General features: G+C 53.6%; 14 protein-coding genes. 6 read left to right on the top strand and 8 right to left on the bottom strand.

Annotation, left to right across the window (positions count from 1 at the left end; translation table 11 throughout):
• The first annotated feature begins 395 nt into the window (after nucleotides 1–395).
• Together VFA09_14945 and VFA09_14940 are read left to right on the top strand one after the other, a co-directional pair.
• Entirely contained in the window at nucleotides 396–3,014 is a 2,619-nt protein-coding gene (locus VFA09_14945) for a lantibiotic dehydratase (protein HZU68572.1), read from the top strand.
• A gap of 291 nt (nucleotides 3,015–3,305) precedes the next feature.
• On the top strand, nucleotides 3,306–4,037 hold the full coding sequence (locus VFA09_14940; GenBank protein HZU68571.1) for a hypothetical protein: 732 nt from the start codon (nucleotides 3,306–3,308) through the stop codon (nucleotides 4,035–4,037).
• On the opposite strand, the gene VFA09_14935 is transcribed toward VFA09_14940, so the two are convergent.
• The 4 genes from VFA09_14935 to VFA09_14920 form a co-directional block, all read right to left on the bottom strand.
• Complete coding sequence (locus tag VFA09_14935; GenBank protein ID HZU68570.1) at nucleotides 4,034–4,714, bottom strand: hypothetical protein; 681 nt, start codon at nucleotides 4,712–4,714, stop codon at nucleotides 4,034–4,036. The genes VFA09_14940 and VFA09_14935 overlap by 4 nt on opposite strands.
• A gap of 177 nt (nucleotides 4,715–4,891) precedes the next feature.
• Nucleotides 4,892–5,278 carry an SHOCT domain-containing protein gene (locus tag VFA09_14930; GenBank protein ID HZU68569.1) on the bottom strand — a complete coding sequence of 129 codons (387 nt, stop codon included), beginning with the start codon at nucleotides 5,276–5,278 and terminating at the stop codon, nucleotides 4,892–4,894.
• 16 nt (nucleotides 5,279–5,294) lie between these two features.
• Entirely contained in the window at nucleotides 5,295–5,759 is a 465-nt protein-coding gene (locus VFA09_14925; protein HZU68568.1) for a DUF6325 family protein, read from the bottom strand.
• Between the two features lie 105 nt (nucleotides 5,760–5,864).
• Nucleotides 5,865–6,272, bottom strand: coding sequence for a hypothetical protein (locus VFA09_14920; protein ID HZU68567.1), 408 nt, complete (start codon nucleotides 6,270–6,272; stop codon nucleotides 5,865–5,867).
• Nucleotides 6,273–6,697: 425 nt separating this feature from the next.
• Between VFA09_14920 and VFA09_14915 the strand changes: the two genes are divergently transcribed.
• Nucleotides 6,698–7,207 carry a DUF1269 domain-containing protein gene (locus tag VFA09_14915; protein HZU68566.1) on the top strand — a complete coding sequence of 170 codons (510 nt, stop codon included), beginning with the start codon at nucleotides 6,698–6,700 and terminating at the stop codon, nucleotides 7,205–7,207.
• 285 nt (nucleotides 7,208–7,492) lie between these two features.
• Here the strand turns inward: VFA09_14915 and VFA09_14910 are convergent, their stop codons facing one another.
• The 3 genes from VFA09_14910 to VFA09_14900 form a co-directional block, all read right to left on the bottom strand.
• Entirely contained in the window at nucleotides 7,493–8,047 is a 555-nt protein-coding gene (locus VFA09_14910) for an LURP-one-related family protein (GenBank protein ID HZU68565.1), read from the bottom strand.
• A 413-nt stretch (nucleotides 8,048–8,460) separates the two neighbouring features.
• Nucleotides 8,461–9,255 (bottom strand): hypothetical protein, encoded by a 795-nt coding sequence (locus VFA09_14905; protein ID HZU68564.1) that lies wholly within the window; start codon nucleotides 9,253–9,255, stop codon nucleotides 8,461–8,463.
• 305 nt (nucleotides 9,256–9,560) lie between these two features.
• The gene (locus VFA09_14900; protein HZU68563.1) at nucleotides 9,561–12,224 is read right to left on the bottom strand and encodes a protein kinase; all 2,664 of its coding nucleotides are present in this window, start codon (nucleotides 12,222–12,224) and stop codon (nucleotides 9,561–9,563) included.
• A gap of 455 nt (nucleotides 12,225–12,679) precedes the next feature.
• Between VFA09_14900 and VFA09_14895 the strand changes: the two genes are divergently transcribed.
• The gene (locus tag VFA09_14895) at nucleotides 12,680–13,609 is read left to right on the top strand and encodes a YhjD/YihY/BrkB family envelope integrity protein (protein HZU68562.1); all 930 of its coding nucleotides are present in this window, start codon (nucleotides 12,680–12,682) and stop codon (nucleotides 13,607–13,609) included.
• Nucleotides 13,610–13,619: 10 nt separating this feature from the next.
• Here VFA09_14895 and cls read toward each other — a convergent pair whose 3' ends face one another.
• Nucleotides 13,620–15,083, bottom strand: a complete 1,464-nt coding sequence (cls, locus tag VFA09_14890; protein HZU68561.1) for a cardiolipin synthase — start codon at nucleotides 15,081–15,083, stop codon at nucleotides 13,620–13,622.
• Between the two features lie 348 nt (nucleotides 15,084–15,431).
• On the opposite strand from cls, the gene VFA09_14885 reads away from it, so the two are divergent.
• Nucleotides 15,432–15,695, top strand: a complete 264-nt coding sequence (locus VFA09_14885) for a hypothetical protein (protein ID HZU68560.1) — start codon at nucleotides 15,432–15,434, stop codon at nucleotides 15,693–15,695.
• Between the two features lie 174 nt (nucleotides 15,696–15,869).
• Nucleotides 15,870–16,054: hypothetical protein (locus VFA09_14880; protein HZU68559.1), on the top strand; the 185-nt coding region annotated here is incomplete at its 3' end.

Here is a 16,054-nt window from a genome sequence, read left to right as displayed (position 1 = left end):
GTCATGCGCTCATCACGGTATTTTTTCTACTTTCACCAGGGCAAGCAGCCTATATGCACTTTCGAATGCAAGAAAAATACTGTTTGCCCGGCATGACGAACGAGGGGTTCTTCTGTATGCTTAAAGCGGAGTACTGTATTCAAGTTGCCCATTTCTGTGATTCAATAGCGAAATTGCGCGTAAGGAGGGTGTTCCATGGACGAATTCCGGCACATCTCGCGCATTGTACAGCATCCGGCAGGAAGATGCGGCCTTGTTATAGGATTCTTGATCGGATTTATGACTGTAATAATGAACGGGGTCGGTAAAACGCTTTTCTCTGTTGGCATGCTTGTTTCCTGGCAATATATCTGGCGCTTCTGTGGCTTTTTTTTGAAACACGAGAGATCAGGCCTATGAGCAAAGAATTTTCTCCAATGGTTGAGGAGGAACGTGAGGGCCGATTTATCGCGCACACCGCCGATGTATCGGCCCTGGATGATACTCCTCTACCGGACCATCTCACCGGCCTGATCGATCCTGAATGGGCCTTGTGGCGCTGCGTCTGCCTGCGCGGGGCAGGATTTCCGGTGACGCAGGTACTCGAACTGGCCGCGCCAGGGTGCGCAGCTGCCGCCGATGCGTTGATTTCCGCTGAAGCAGAAGCGGTAAGGGCGAAAAACGAGCTATTGCAGGCGATCAACAGCAAACTGAGCCTGGTCAATGATGCACAACGTATCGCACTCCTCAAGCTCAAGCGAGCGATCAAAAAGAATCAGGTTCCTGATGCCTCGCTCAGTACAGCCCCTGTTTGCGCGGAACTGGAAGCCTATCTTCTAGCCCAGGAGCATGTTCGGAGAATGCAGTCAGACTTTGAACATGCTTATCAATGCGAAGCCTCTCACATATCGCAGGCCATTCGCACAATTGCGCACGATGAACGTTTTCGTGAGGCGATTACCTGGCAAAATCGCCACGCCATGCAAACGGGAATCGCATCATTAATGCAACCGCTGTCAGAAAGCGCGCCACCAACTTCTAACCGGCGCAAGCACGAAGCGCTGGCAGCAAACTATCTACAACGATACTGCACGAAGAATGATACGATTGGTTTTTTTGGTCCTTTTGGTCTGGCCGCGCTTACCTCTACCGGGGAGGCGATGACGGTTCGTGTAGGGAAAGACTTGCTGGCGAAGCGCAGCGTGTATTTTGAAACATGGTGCATCGATGCCTTTGCTGAGAAGCTCATGCAAGAAAAGCAGCTGAGACCATGGGTAGCGCCGCGTCGCCTGCCGCAAATACATGTGGAGGGAACGACGCTTTCGCTGCCATTTTCCAGGCCAGTTCAATTGAGTCGAGATGAGGCGGCTGTGCTTTCGGCTTGCGATGGCACGCGCACAGCAAAGGAACTGGCGCTTGACCTGGTCGGAAAGCCTTCCAACAGTTTGAACAGCGAACAAGAAGTCTACTCTGTTCTTGAGCAACTGCAGGCCATGAAACGAATTGCGTGGTCGCTTGAAATGCCCGCGGATGGAGCGCATCCCGAAAAGGTACTCCGGCAGGTTCTTGAAGGCATAGATGATGCACAGGTACGAGAAGAGTGCCTGGCGATGCTCAATATGCTGGAGGCGGCCAGAGATGGCGTGGCCCATGCAGCTCATAACGCTGAGAAGTTAGATGCAGCGCTGGCCCATTTAGAAGCGACTTTTAGCGAACTGACCGGGAGGGATGCTTCGCGTTCGGCAGGCAAGGCTTACGCGGCCAGGACGCTGGTGTATGAGGATTGCCTGCGTGCTATTGATGTAGAGCTGGGGCCGGATTTTCTGCTGGCTTTTAGCGAACCGCTGACGCTCTTGCTGATCAGCGCGCGCTGGTTTACCTACCAGACGGCCTCAATCTACCGGCAGGCTTTGCGGGATGCCTTTGACGAGATGGTTGAACACACAGGTTCGCGCACGGTGGATTTCGCCAGTTTCTGGCTCTGGGTGCAACCGCTGCTGATCGATGAAGAGGTGATGCCGGTGAAGGCGCTCATTGCCGACTTCCAGCAACGGTGGTTACACATTCTCAATATTTCCGAAGAGCAACATTCCAGGGTATTCACCAGTGACGAGCTACTGCTGGATGTGCTGACGACCTTCGACGCGCCCGGGCCGGGATGGAGAGCTGCCTGCTATCACTCACCAGACGTGTTAATCCAGGCATCAGGACCTGAAGCTATTCGCGCAGGTGACTATCAAATCATCCTGGGCGAACTGCATATCGCCATGAATACACTGCAAGCTTCGGCTTTTTTGGAACAATATCCCGACCGCGATGCTCTTCTACGCGATGCCGCAATTGATATACCTGAGCCGCGCGTGCTACCTGTGATGTCGCGCCGCTCCTTTCCAATCTCGCGCGGGCGGCCCGCGCTCATCACGCCTAAAGATTACCGCCTGATATACGCGCCTGATGCATATAGTGCTTCCGATGCGCGGACATTGCCGATCAGCGCCCTGGTCGTTGAGCAATGGGAAGAGGAACTGGTGGTACGCACACGCGATGGAGCGTTGTGCTTTGATATCATCGAGGTATTTGCGGAATTCCTTTCGTGGATGGTAAGCAGTTGCTTCAAGATTGTTTGTCCGGGCAGGCATACGCCACGTGTCACGATTGATCGCCTGGTGATGATACGTGAAAGCTGGCGCTTTGCGCCGGTCGAGATACCATTCGCCGATGAGAAGGATGCCGCGGAACGTTTCATGGCTGCCCGGCGCTGGATGCAGCTACATCAACTGCCCCGCTTTGTCTTCGTCAAGGTGCCGGACGAACCCAAACCTTGCTTCATTGATTTTGATAGCCCCATCTATGTCGATAGTTTCGCGAAACTGGTACGCCAGACGATGCGCGCGAATCCGTCAGAAGCGACGATCCTGATGTCGGAAATGCTGCCTGCTCCCGGTGAGGTATGGTTGCCTGATGCAGAGAAGCGGCGCTATACAAGCGAATTGCGCTTCGTAGCCGTTGATTTGCTACGACCCGCTCAGGACTAAGCAAACACAAGACTGCTTGTTTGAGGACAGCAAGCTTGTTGTGGTATACTGGCAACGGCGTTGCCTGATTGTGTTGGCCTCCTTTTTAACAGCGGAACAACGCAGCGGGAAAGCCGGGCTGCCTTTCGTTCTTGTTCACAACCGGCAAGAAGTGCTCTAGCTGTCGTTGCACCACCACCGGCATGGATTGGTGGTCCTATCAATTGCATGGCAGGTCTGCCATGGATGAAATTTGTAGCGCTGTCTCCACCTATCGTTCGTTCGCAAACATCCAGAAAAGAGAGGCTACTCATGATCAGTGGACAGAACCTGTCTGGTTTGAAAGTTGACAACGGATTCATTGTACAAGACGGAGATTCACTTTCTGAGGCACTTAACGAGATCATCAATGAGCTCAAGATGCGTCATAAACTGCTGGAGAACCTGGGGCAGAGTAACCAGATCGATCTCGATCTCCTGCTGTTGCAAGGAACAGGAGATGCCAATACCGCCCTGGGAGCAGTTGGTGAACAGCGCCTGAATGAGTTAATTGGCGAGAAACAAGACATGGCACAAGTAGCAGAGCTTGTCAAGAACTTGTTGGGGCAAGGAAACCCGCATATCTGGCTGCAAATTTATCCGCAGGTAGGATGGCCGATGGCCCGTCTGGAGTCGGCCCTGTACCATGAGATTTTCCTGCATGTCCGTCCAATGGTGAACGCGCTCACACAAATACGGACTGGCGCTATCAATTCTCAAAATGTTACGCAGGTACTTGCTAGCCAGGTGCTATTTGGTGAAGCGGCTCAGCATGCTGACCTTGATGCATGGATTTACGCGTTGCAAGCAGCTGCGAATCGTGCTGCATTTCTTCGAAACAATGGACGAGAGCAGGACGCCATGATGCTCATGGTGTACATGGGACAGGACTTTCTCGCCCATTTGGGAAGTTTCCCTGAGAATCTAAGAACTCAGGCAAAGCAGGCCTGCAATGGGGTCTTTCAAAAAGCGGGATTTGGAGAGATTGCCCCGTTTCAAGTCTAAGGGTAACCAGCCGCCAGCAGGTTCTTGTCTTGCATCTCCCACGCATGATCCAGCGTGTGAAAAGCAGTGTGCCGGATCAGATACCGCAGTGGCCAGGTGCGGGCCAGTTTGCCCTGGGCATGGAATGCCCGAATGGCCTGACAATAGGCCTCACGGTGCGCTCTCAGGCCCTCGTCGGTCAGAATCGTAGTGTCAGGGGTGCGCACCCCGAGCTTCGCAGCCCAATCCTGCTCCGCTCTCAATGTATGCAGGACGATGCGGTCCCGATCGCGCCCGCCTCCACGCGGGCCTTTCCGCATCTCTGCCGACACATGCGAACGAACCTCGTCGAAAAACGCCCAGCACGCCTGCAGCAGCGTCAGTTCGCGTTCCAATTCTGCGCTCGACATGACTTGCCGGTCGATGTCCGAGAACGCGAACGAGATACCCCAGAAGTCTGTGGACCCTGTGCCCTGATAGCGCTCGACCTCCTCAATAGTAGCGCAGGCCTCGAACTGCGCACCCATCCCCGCCAGATTCGCCACCGGTGCGTAGCGTGGCAGGTAGGCTTGCAATCGTGCAATCGCAGCCTCCGCGGTCCTGGCGCCACGCTCGAGGCCGGGCCAATCTGGCGCTACCGCCGCCACCTGCTTGCCTTTTGGGCCGATTTCGAGCGTCACCCGAAGTGTGTCAGTCATCGATTCCTCCAGCACTGAATATCTTGTGGTCGCTGATCTCGCGTTGTCATGATTCCATTGTAACATGCAATGTGGACATTTTACGTCCGCATTTGCACATTGTCAGATGTTGGGGCGTGAGCTATCCTTCTTCGCGCTGATCAATGCCATAAGATTGACTGGAGCATGATTCGCCTATCATCCATTCAGCAGCTTCTGCTTTTGTACCTCAAACTCGGTGTCGGTCAGAATCCCTGACTCGCGTAACTGCCCCAGCTGCTTCAACTGGTCAATCTTCTCCTGGGTCATACCACTTGCTGCCGGCGCAGCACTCTGAGGCGGCGCATCAGTCGCTTGCTGGTACACCTGTGCTGGTTGCTGGTAAGCAGGCGGCGTATAAGCCTCTTGCGCTTGCTGTTGCTGCAACGCTTCAAGCTGGGCATTCTGCTGCTCATCCATATATTCCTGCTCGGACGATTTCTTTGCCATATGATGGCCGGCTGCGTAGGCCACTCCGCCTACAGCGGCGGTTCGCACTACCGCCCGGCCCACGGTGCGCCTTGCCACCATGCGTCTTGCTACCATTGTCGTTCCTCTCCTTCTACCAGGCAGCTTTGGCAGCTGCCCGGTTCTTTTCCGTCGCTTGCGCCGCCATTTCCGCTTCTATCGACTGTACCACTTCTGGAGCCAGCATTCCACCAGTACGGGCGACAGCGCCTGCGTTCAAGAGGGCTTCTTTTAAAGGAATCGCCCATGTATCCTCAATCAACAGCAGACCGGCTGCGCTATTGTCTGGCATCTGGTCGGCTATTACCTCGACATCATCTGGCTCGAAAACCTTCAGCAACTTGCCGGCCAGAAAGCCGAATGGACGCCCTTCTTCCTCGGCAAGGTCGGTTAATTCCTGTGCCGTCACATTACCCTGCTGGTCTTTTTTGATCACCAGCAGGTCGATTATCCTGATGATGCTTTTTTCCTGCGCGGCACGCAGTTCAGCAAGAATTTGTCCCGAAAATCGGTTGCCCTCAAAGGCAATCATAATGTATTCTAACGGGCCGATGGCCATAAGCTTTCTCCTTTACCATGCAGTATACCCATTCCATTGAAGTGTAGAATGGAATGCCTGAACATACATCTTCAGAACACGCTATTTTGCGCGACACCTGCGCGATCAGACATAGGTACCAAAGGCGCTCCTGACCCCTGGCAACATACAATAGATCAGAACAGCGGCATTAAAAAGGAAGGAGACGGCAACATCCTCCCATCTCGCTGCGCCAATCATCACCACAAAGTCGAGTATGAGATTGAAGGTGGTGATGATTACCAGGAATAACCAGGCTTCTCGCTCGACTCGCCAGAGCATCCGTACCAGCCAGACATAGACCCAGACCATCAGACCCCACATCAGGGCATACCAGAAGTTGAACGATCGGATGGCAACAGGGCCGATGAAGAAAGGAATGATCCCCAGAAACTGAAGCGTATGGAATGCGGCCAGAACGGCAGCAATACCGGCCAGGATCGCGAGAATAGTGACTCCCAGGGGACGTTCTTTCGCTTGAACAAACCCATTCATTTGCAGTGACTCCTTTCGATATGCTGAAAACGATAAACACAGCGGTGTGTCGTATCCTTCTGGAAAAAATGTCGTTGAAACGATCTCAACAACTGCCACAAGAAACTTCACCACTCCTCTTAAGTCTACAAGCCCAAGGCTACATACACATCGCGAGAACACACTGTTTTTTATCGAATCCCGTAGGGGCCTGGCACGTACTGGATGAATCGGCACTCTACGGTTGCCCGCCTTTCGCCGTTCATATGAACGAAAACAGTGTATTCTAAGCATGTCTTTGTCAGCTTCAGACCTTATACTTGGTTGAGCGATAGGAAGGGCTACGTAACTTATGAAGCGCATTCTCTATCAGCTACTGGTCCAGAGGACATGCCTTCTGGATTTCACCTACTTGTCTAGTAACAACTCGAAAGGAGTGAGTGAGCATGGCAACGTTAACGGTACTGGAGTTTCCAACGGCTGAGGGAGCCACGACGATGCTCTCTACGCTACAAAATCTGCAAAAGCAGCAGTTGATCCAGATTGAAGATGGTGCGATTGTGACCTGGCCCGAGGGAGCCAGGCGACCCAAAACCAAACAACTCAGTCAGGGATTGGCCACCGGAACCGGTGCCCTGGGCGGCGCGTTCTGGGGTCTGCTCTTTGGCCTGCTTTTCTTCGTCCCGTTCTTCGGCATGGCGGTAGGAGCCGCGGCAGGCGCGCTCGCCGGACATTTTGCGCACTATGGCATTGATGAGAACTTCATCAACTCGGTGCGTTCCAAGGTGACGCCTGGCACCTCGGCGCTTTTCCTCTTGACGAGCGGAGCCGTTGTTGACAAGCTGATTGAAGCTGTCAGGGGCCAGAAATTCCAGATCGTGCAGACCAACCTGTCCAAAGAGCAGGAAAATGAGCTGCGCGAAATGTTTGGTGAGGAAGCGGTCGCACAGAGATAGCCGGTTGGCAGCTTCTGGATACCCGGAAGCTGCCTGCTGATATGAATGGAACTATGATGAGTTTTAACAAATTATTCCGTTCATCGTAAGGGCCGATCAATCGGCCCTTACGCCTGGGCCAAGGAGGGCCAGGCGCCGTCGAGGGCTGGATCCAAAGCATGGCAGGCTCGAATCAAAGCAAGATGAGTAAAGGCCTGCGGAATGCGCGCCGGGCGGCTCTGGGTACTCAAGCGATCGCGCATGTGTGCTTCTCCTTTACTCCGATGCAGTGACCCCGCTGACAGGTTAGTGGGCCATCTGGTCGATGCAGGCGGCGACTGCCAGAATGAGGGCATCATTCTGCCCCGGCTCGATCTCCACACCGTAGGTATCGCGCATGCGGAACCACTTTTTGGAGACCTCGGCTACTTTTTCGCGGCCCTCGCCAATGCTGTACTCGTGGTCGACAATATTGCCCTTTACCTCGAGGTCGGGTCCGCCTCTGATCTTGACGGTCCAGCGATCGCGCAGGGGAGTAATTAAGGCCTTCTTGACCGTCGCCATTTGATGGCCGGCAGCATCCTCGATTTCCATACTGTCCTTGACGCGAAGCATACGTTCCTGAATCTTAGCCAGTTCCCGCCCGCTACGATCCTCGAAAATCAGCGTCTGGCGGACGCGCAAGGCTTTGCCGTCCACTTTGAAGACCCGTTCGCCGCGATCGTTCTCGATCCAGTAATCATCGCCCATGGATACCAGCTTCTCCCGCATCTGATAGTGGGCCTTATCCAGGCCACCACCAAACGGTCCATCACGCCTCTCCTGGCGAGCTTCTCGCCGTTGTTCCCTTCTATCACGCATATCTACATCTCCTTTGCTTTTGCATACCGCTTTCGTTCATCGAGTCGTTCATAGTTCTCCAGGGCATCATGGTATTGCAACCATGGTTCTAGTTTACCTGCCTGACCACCGCTATACATCCTTAGAATGCACTGTCTTTAGCTATTGCGTTCACCGCTAGCGCCACATCAATAGCGCCCGGCATTATGGTGTGTTTATCCTGATGGACTCGTTGCCCAAAGAAATCATGCGCAATAAAATAGCGCGTTCTAAGATGTCATCTCGAATGCAAAAAGAGTATGTTAAAAACAGCGGTCGGGGTCTTAAATAATGTGGATAGAGATCGCCTCGACGATCCGATCTTCACAGTAGATAGGCAGGAGGGTGGATTGTGCCTCTGGGAGGATTTCTCAGCATCGTTCTCCACCACCTGCCTACTGGACAGCACTTTTGTAAGGCGGATGCTCCTCGTCAATCCGCTGTTGATACAGCTTCAGCCACATGCGTAGATCCTTCACTTTTCTCAGCTCGATCTCGACTTCGCGCTTTTGCTTCTCCAGCCAGGCGTGCTGCTCCTGGAGCCACTCGTGTTGGGGATCTGGCGCTCGCTCCTTGATCTCCAACCAGACTTGTCTCTCTTCCAGCCACGCTCGCCTCTGCTCCAACCATTCCTGCCGCTGATCCAACCAGCGATGACGGACCGCGATGCGACTCCGTTCCCCTGCCACCAGCTGTTCATAATCGTCCATTATGGCGACATAGCGCTCTGCCGTGCCTGGACTCAGCTGTTCAAAGATGGGATTGGGCATTCCGGCAAAGGTCTCTGTGAGCCGGCCAAGCGCCAGGAAGAAGTGATGCATGGAATGATTCTCTGGCAGCAGCAGCACCTTCTCAAAGGTCAGCCAGGTGCGCAGCTGCCAGCTACCGGCATTGCTGATTAGTAGGATGGGAACAGGCCTGGACCCTTGCAGATGCACCAGCGCTAAGAGTACCGCCGGATCGATGAGCGTCTCCACCTCTGCTGCCCCAACAATCAGTGCATCATAGGCAGAGGAGGGCTCCTGGCGCAGCTCGTCAAGGATAGTCTGCAAGTAGACTGCCAGGGAGTGCTCACCTGGACGATCCAGTAGGCAGTGATGCCCAGCCTGGGAGAGCATGGTCTGGACCAGGGACTGAATATCTGGTTGCTCGATATGAACGCTAATACGTAAGCTAACCGGAGTCTGCATCTTTTTCACCTTCGTTTTTATCCGCCCTGAGATAGAGCTCCTTTCACCCCGACGGCGCCTCTATTGACATAGCCTTTCAATTCGAACTGAGAACGAGAGGGAAACCATTCACAAGTATACCAAATACCGCATCCTTTCTACAATGTCATAGCGTTACCTATGTAAAGATTTGTAAAAGATGTGATCAATTTGTGATATGATCTCGCTTCACCTCATCTAGCTCGCCGTTTCAATATTACCATAGCGCCTGCTTGCAAAATTGATGCAGATGCACGTGACATGAATCGAGTGGAGGAGAGGACTCGCTATACCAGTTGGTACTTCAGCGCATAGCGAGTTACCGCACTGCGCGAATTGACCCCCAACTTGCCATAGATCGATTGCACATGGCCATTCACAGTATGCGGGCTTACCACCAGGCGCTCGGCAATCTCGGCATTCCTGAGCCCCAGCGCCAGCAGGTGCATCACCTCCACTTCACGTGCCGTCAACATTTCATAACAGGGGGGAGCACCTGCATCCTGTGACCTGCTCGCCAACCCGTCGCGCGCCGGTACTGCGCAGATCGGTCGCTGCCCCTCCAGGTTCCCACCGCGCGCGCGCTCTTGAGCTCGACTTTTCAGTCGCAGGGGCGTCCTTGCCTGGGCGGCTCCCTCGACCAGCCCTGGCGCTGGCCTCTCGCCATGCTGCTGATCTTGCAGGCGTTCACGCACCCGCATGGCCCTGGCTTTGAGCGGCGCCGAGATCGGCCCCGCACCTGTCGCCGGGGTCTCCAACGCCTGTACCAGCAAACGGAGCCCCTCGTTCCCCTGGTCTGTTCGCAGCCAGAACTGCTCCAGCGCGACCATCAGTCGCAAGGCCTCCTCACGCTGGCCCCGCTGGAGCAACCACCGCAGCGCCGCCCGCAGATTCCCAGACTGCCACTCCCACTGCTCCAGCCAGCGTTCCGGCTCATCCCCTGACAGCGCGGACTCCGCCTGCTCTGCCAGCGCCAGGTAGTACTGCGCATGCGCATCACGCGCCCCTTCCAGTTCTCCTGCAGCTGCCAGGCGCTCCAACCCATACGCTCGCAGCGGCCCCAACAGGCTCAGCGCGCAGTCACATCTTGCTTGTTCTCCCTGTCTGAGTACGTTCTTATCTATCAGCGAAGTCACTACATCTAAAATGGGCAGCGTTATGCCACCCAGTGCCAGGCCGATGGCCTCTGCCGCACCGAGGCTGAACGGTCCTTCAAAGACCGCCAGTCGCCGGAAAAATTTTTGCTCCTCACTTGAGAGCAAATCATAGCTCCAGGTGATCGAACTGCGCAGGTTTTGCTGGTGCGCCGCGACATTTTGTTGACAACTCGTCAAAACCTCTAAGCCATACTCCAGGCGTGCTAGTAGGGCAGGCAAAGATAGTACTTTGCTGCGTCTCGCTGCCAGTTCAATTGCAAGAGGTAAGCCTTCGAGCCGGTTGCATATCTCAGCAATAATAGCAGCGTTATCCTGAGTCAGCTTAAACTTGTGGTTGCGTGCCTCCGCGCATCGCAGAAAGAGGGCTACAGCTTCAACTTGAGCGAGTTCCTCTACATCCGATAACTGGTGCAGGTCAGGTAAGGCCAGCGGGGGTACGGCAAACTCGAATTCTCCTTGCAGGTGCAGTGTTGCGCGGCTGGTTACAATGATCTTGAGATGCGGGCAGGCGGCGAGTAACGCCAGGAGCTGTGGCGCTGCCGGCAACAGGTGCTCAAAGTTATCCAGCAACAGCAGGAATGGCTTCTCACCGAGAACACTGGTGAGTTGTTCGAAAGGAGAGCTTTTTTTGCTCTCAGACAGACCAAGGGCCTGCAAGATGCTGGGTATGACCAGGTCAGGATCGTTCAGAGGAGCTAGCCATACAGCACAGGCATTTTGCGCAAAGTCCGGCAACATCTCGATACTGAGGGCTGTAGCAAAACGCGTCTTTCCGATTCCTCCTGGACCTGTTAGCGTCAGCAACCGCACCTCAGGACGCAACAGCCAGGCACGCGCCTCCTTAAGCTCCTGTTCGCGTCCGATCATTGGCGTAAGGGAGGCCGGCACATTCTGCATGGACTCATAGAAGCCATGTAAACCTACTCCCACTTCACTTGCTTCAGTCAGGACCACACGTGAGCTGAGAAATTGCGATAACGAGGAGTCAGTCTGGCAGGCTTCTTCAAAAGCCCCAGCAAAGCTGAGTACATCTATGTAGCGCTGCGATGGTTCTTTCGAGAGCGCTTTGGAAAGCACCCATTCCACAGCAAGGGGTATCTCGGGACTCCGCTCGCGTAGAGGAGGTATGGAATCCAGGTGCTGGATGGAGAGATAAGCATGCGATCCCTGGAAAGGAAGCCGACCGGTAAGCCACTTATAGACCATTACGGCAAGCGAATATTGATCGCTTGCGGGACCGGGCCTGCCACCAAGTTGCTCGGGGGCCATGTAAGCCAGGGTACCAACATGTTCTTTGACCTGCAAAATCTCGTTACCTGAAGTGAGCAAGGCCAGACCAAAATCACTCAGGAGAACCTCGTGTTTGGGACCCAACAGCACATTCTCCGGCTTGAGATCTCTATGGATGATGTGCTGGTCATGAGCATGTTGTAATGCTGAGGCGAGCGCCTGGACGTAGGAGACGATGGTCGACAAAGGCACCACGCTGCCGGAGGGATATAGATCTCCCAGGTTCCCATAAGGAGCGTAGTCCATGACCAGGAAAGGAACTTCACCCTCCATATCGAAGTCAAACACACGAATGATATGTGGATGGATCAAGTGACTTATGTGACGCGCTTCGGTAAGAAACTCATTCAACGTGGGGGAATCCACTTGCACGCGCAAAACTTTGATAGCAACCGGAGTACTCAGATAGATATGCTCTCCAAAGTACACATCGGAAAAGGCACCTCTACCCAAAAGTCGAAGCAGACGGTAGTTCCCCAGCCGTTGTTCTGTTCGTTCTATCATACACACCATCTTTGTACACCCCTTTCCTTTTACCGGTGCTCTGATGGCATCGATGCAAATAAAGTAACCGCTCTGTACAAGCATCATACTGGAGCCAGGTCGGCGATCTACTACAAGATCCAACAACCGGCCTGAGAAGCCTGAATTAGCAACAAGCATTACTGTAGCAGATGATACACAAGAAAACAATTTCCCATAGGGTATAGAAAGGGTATAGTTCCGGGTATACTCACGGCTACAAAGTAGCGCGAATAGATTATGCAAGCCATTTCCGCCCGGCGAGGAAACCCATTAAAAAATAGCGTGTTCTAAGGATGTAGCCTCGTTCCCCAGTAAGTACTTTAGAGGCAGATGGAATGAGGACAGGGACCAACTGTCCCTACAGGACGATTGCATATCCAGGGCGGGGACAGGGACAAGCCACTATCCCTACAGGAGCCGGTGAAAGGAAACCAATGGGGGCGAAGGAAAATGGGCCACCGACGAATAAAGATACTCCTCTATCAACACAGGCCCCTGGCGGGAGATTCAAATCCTTGCTGGAATTGTGGACCAAATTTAATAACGATTGGGTCATGAACTTCGCATCGGGGCTTGCATTTAACCTGATTGTCACGCTTATCCCTATTACCATTGCTCTGATTGCGCTCAGCGGGTTCATCTATGGGCGCCTGGACCTCTCAATTCAGCAAGAAATTATTTCCTTTATTCAACATTCCTTCCCACCACCTATACCTTCTACGGAAATCGTGAGGCTTGCCCTGAACACGCTTAACAGCAATGCAGGATTATTAGGAATAATTGCCACCGGCATCGCGATAATTGCAGGCTCCGGACTCTTCCTCGCCATAGAGGACTATTTTGCGATCATCTACCAGACGCGTACACGAGATCTACTACAGCGCTATATCATGGCAATAGGGATGATTTTTCTATTCGTCGTTCTCACGCCACTGGTGTTACTGGCAGATACACTCTCTACACTGATAAGCTCTTTGCTGCAAACAACTCCTATCAGCTCGGGCTTCTTCAATACCCTGTTGGGCATCCTTACCGGCATCGTGGCCGGGTGGGTCTTGTTAGTAATCATTTACATAGTCGTGCCTCACCGCTCTATCCGTTTCCGACACTGCTGGCTCGGAGCGCTCCTGGCGTCCGTAGCCATCCAGGCCTACCTGTTACTCTTCCCTTTCTACGTGACGCGCTTTTTAAGCGATTACACGGGTGTGCTCGGTTTCGCGGTCATTTTCTTATTTTTCTTTTACTACTTTGCGCTGATCCTCCTCATCGGGGCAGAGATCAATGCCTATTTTGGGGAAGGTATTCCGGCTACGACAGACAATCTATCAGTCAGGTTAAAAGATCAAGTCAATCAAGAAAGGTAATCAGGCTTGCTCATTGCAATGCAGCAGCCAGGCGGGCAATATTCTCAAAGAACTTCTCACGAAGCGCGCGGGCTTCCCATTCAGCAGGGTTCACGGACCTGGCTTTGAGCAGATTGTTCGCTTCGACTTGACGCAATGCTGCGACGACACGAGTATCATAGCAGATCAGGGTGACCTCAAGATTGAGCTGAAACGAGCGCATGTCGAGATTGCTCGAACCAATAACGGCGATATCATTATCAACGGTAATATGCTTGGCATGCAGCAAGATTGGCGCCCTGTACTGGTAGATCTTCACGCCTGCATTGAGTAGTTCCTCGTAGTACGACCGCTCGGCATGACTGACAAAAAACTGGTCTGAGGCTTCTGAGTTCATGAGCGTCACTCGCACCCCACGCTGGGCCGCGCTGGTGATGGCCGTGGTCAGCGCGTCATCAGGCACAAAGTAGGGATTGGTAATCACGAGCGTGTGCCGGGCAGCGTGGATAAGCGAGGTAAATAGTTTCAGGTTATTTTCGTTCTGAAAAGCTGATCCACTGGGCAACACCTGACAAAGCATATCGCCGCACGCCATGAGTTCGATAGCAGTTTCTGGCGCACTCTGCCTGTCGAGCAAAACACCGGTTTCGGAATACCAGTCGGTCAGAAAGGCGGCTTCGAGTTCGGCAACGACCGGGCCTCTGACGCGTGCTACCAACTCATCGTAGTAGATGTCATCTTTGCGAAAATAGTTGCGCTGAATCAGATTTTGCGACCCCGTATAGCCCGTCTGTCCATCAATCACCACAATCTTACGGTGGTTGCGCAAGTCCGGGCGTGTATAAGTAGCCCCGGGTAAGCGTAATGGCAGCATCACGTGATGTTCAATTCCGGCATCCGTCAGCCGCCTCCACAACTCCTTGAAGTGGGGATATTCACGCGAACCCAGGTGATCCATCAATATACGTACCTTGACGCCTCGATTCACGGCACGCTCCATCGCAGCAAAGACGCCCTCGGTCTCATCATCCCTACTCACCGTATAGTATTCCATGTGGACAAATTTTTGAGCAGCGTCGATGTCTGCCGCAATGCGCTCAAAGATACGTTGATACACCGGCAGCAATTCGACATCATTGCCGGCAAGCGCAGGCAAATACCCCAGGTTGGTATTGAGTTTTACGAAAGGGTCATAGCGCGCGGGGATAGTGGGATCAACTAGATCGCTCAACTCCGGCCTCGAACTCGCTTCCATGACGGTTTTGCTTATAAAATCATTCATAGTGTGCTGTTCCGCGCGGCGGCGCCTGGAGAGCCTGGGACTACCCAATAGCAGAAAGATGAGTACGCCGATATATGGGAGCAGGAAGGCAAGCATCAGCCAGGCAGTCGCCGAGGAAGGCTTGCGATTCACCGGCACGATGAACAACATGACGAACGGGATGAGCCAGCCAACGATAACAATAATGGTGGTGACAACAGACCAGTTGCTCATACCTAAGCCTCCCTATTAAGGCGAATCCGTTCGTGTCATTCTGAGCGCAGCGAAGAATCTCAGGCTCGCTAGACATGGATTCCGTTCGTGTCATTCTGAGCGCAGCGAAGAATCTCAGGCTCGCTAGACACGGGTTCCGTTTGTGTCATTCTGAGCGCAGCGAAGAATCTGCATCGGGGGATGCCGTGATTCTTCGCTGCGCTCAGAATGACACGGCCAGAGACTGCTTGCCCATTCGGTTGTCAAAATCCATCAAGCATATAGTCAGGTTATCACTATACCGGGTTGGAAATGAATGTATATGCTTAGAACGCGCTATTTTTTATTTGAAATGGGCACATCGTCGTCTTGATTATGGTGCTGAGCCGTCGCCTCCCTGATGCAAGGATACAGGGCGCCAGGCCGAAATTCGATATCATCGGGACGATCCTTGTCATCTCCGTCTACCTGCAAGAAGTACATCACTACAACGCCATTTCGGCTGGCCTGGCGCTCACCCCCACCACCATCGGTATCCTGATCGCAGGTGCTCTCGCGGGCAGGCTTGCGGAAAGACGCACGCAAAAAAGACTCATCTGGGCACGAATTCAATCTTTACGTACACTGCTCTAGTGTGTTTACACTGCTTGACGCGGTGCGTCCGCGACAGAAAGATAGTGTGTTCGAGGGATGTAGTAGCGGCTTACGGCCAGTACACTGAGTGAGTGAGTTCAACGTTGCAGCTGCTCCGCTCGACTTGCCTGAACGCGCGAGCGCGAGCTGCCCATGACTTACGAGGGAAGAGCCATGCTAACACGACCACCGGAAACAACGCCTACAACATCGATCCACTACCCAACGAGCAGCGATAGCCAGCTGGTGCAACAGGCCCTGGCCGGCGATCAAGCCGCCTTCGAAGCGCTGGTGCATCGCTACGAGGCCCCACTCTTACGCCTGATCGCTTTCTATGTCCACCAGTACGACGAAGCCCA

The organism is Ktedonobacteraceae bacterium (assembly GCA_035653615.1).
Classification (GTDB): Bacteria; Chloroflexota; Ktedonobacteria; order Ktedonobacterales; family Ktedonobacteraceae; genus DASRBN01.
This window is presented reverse-complemented; position numbering and strand designations above follow the sequence as displayed.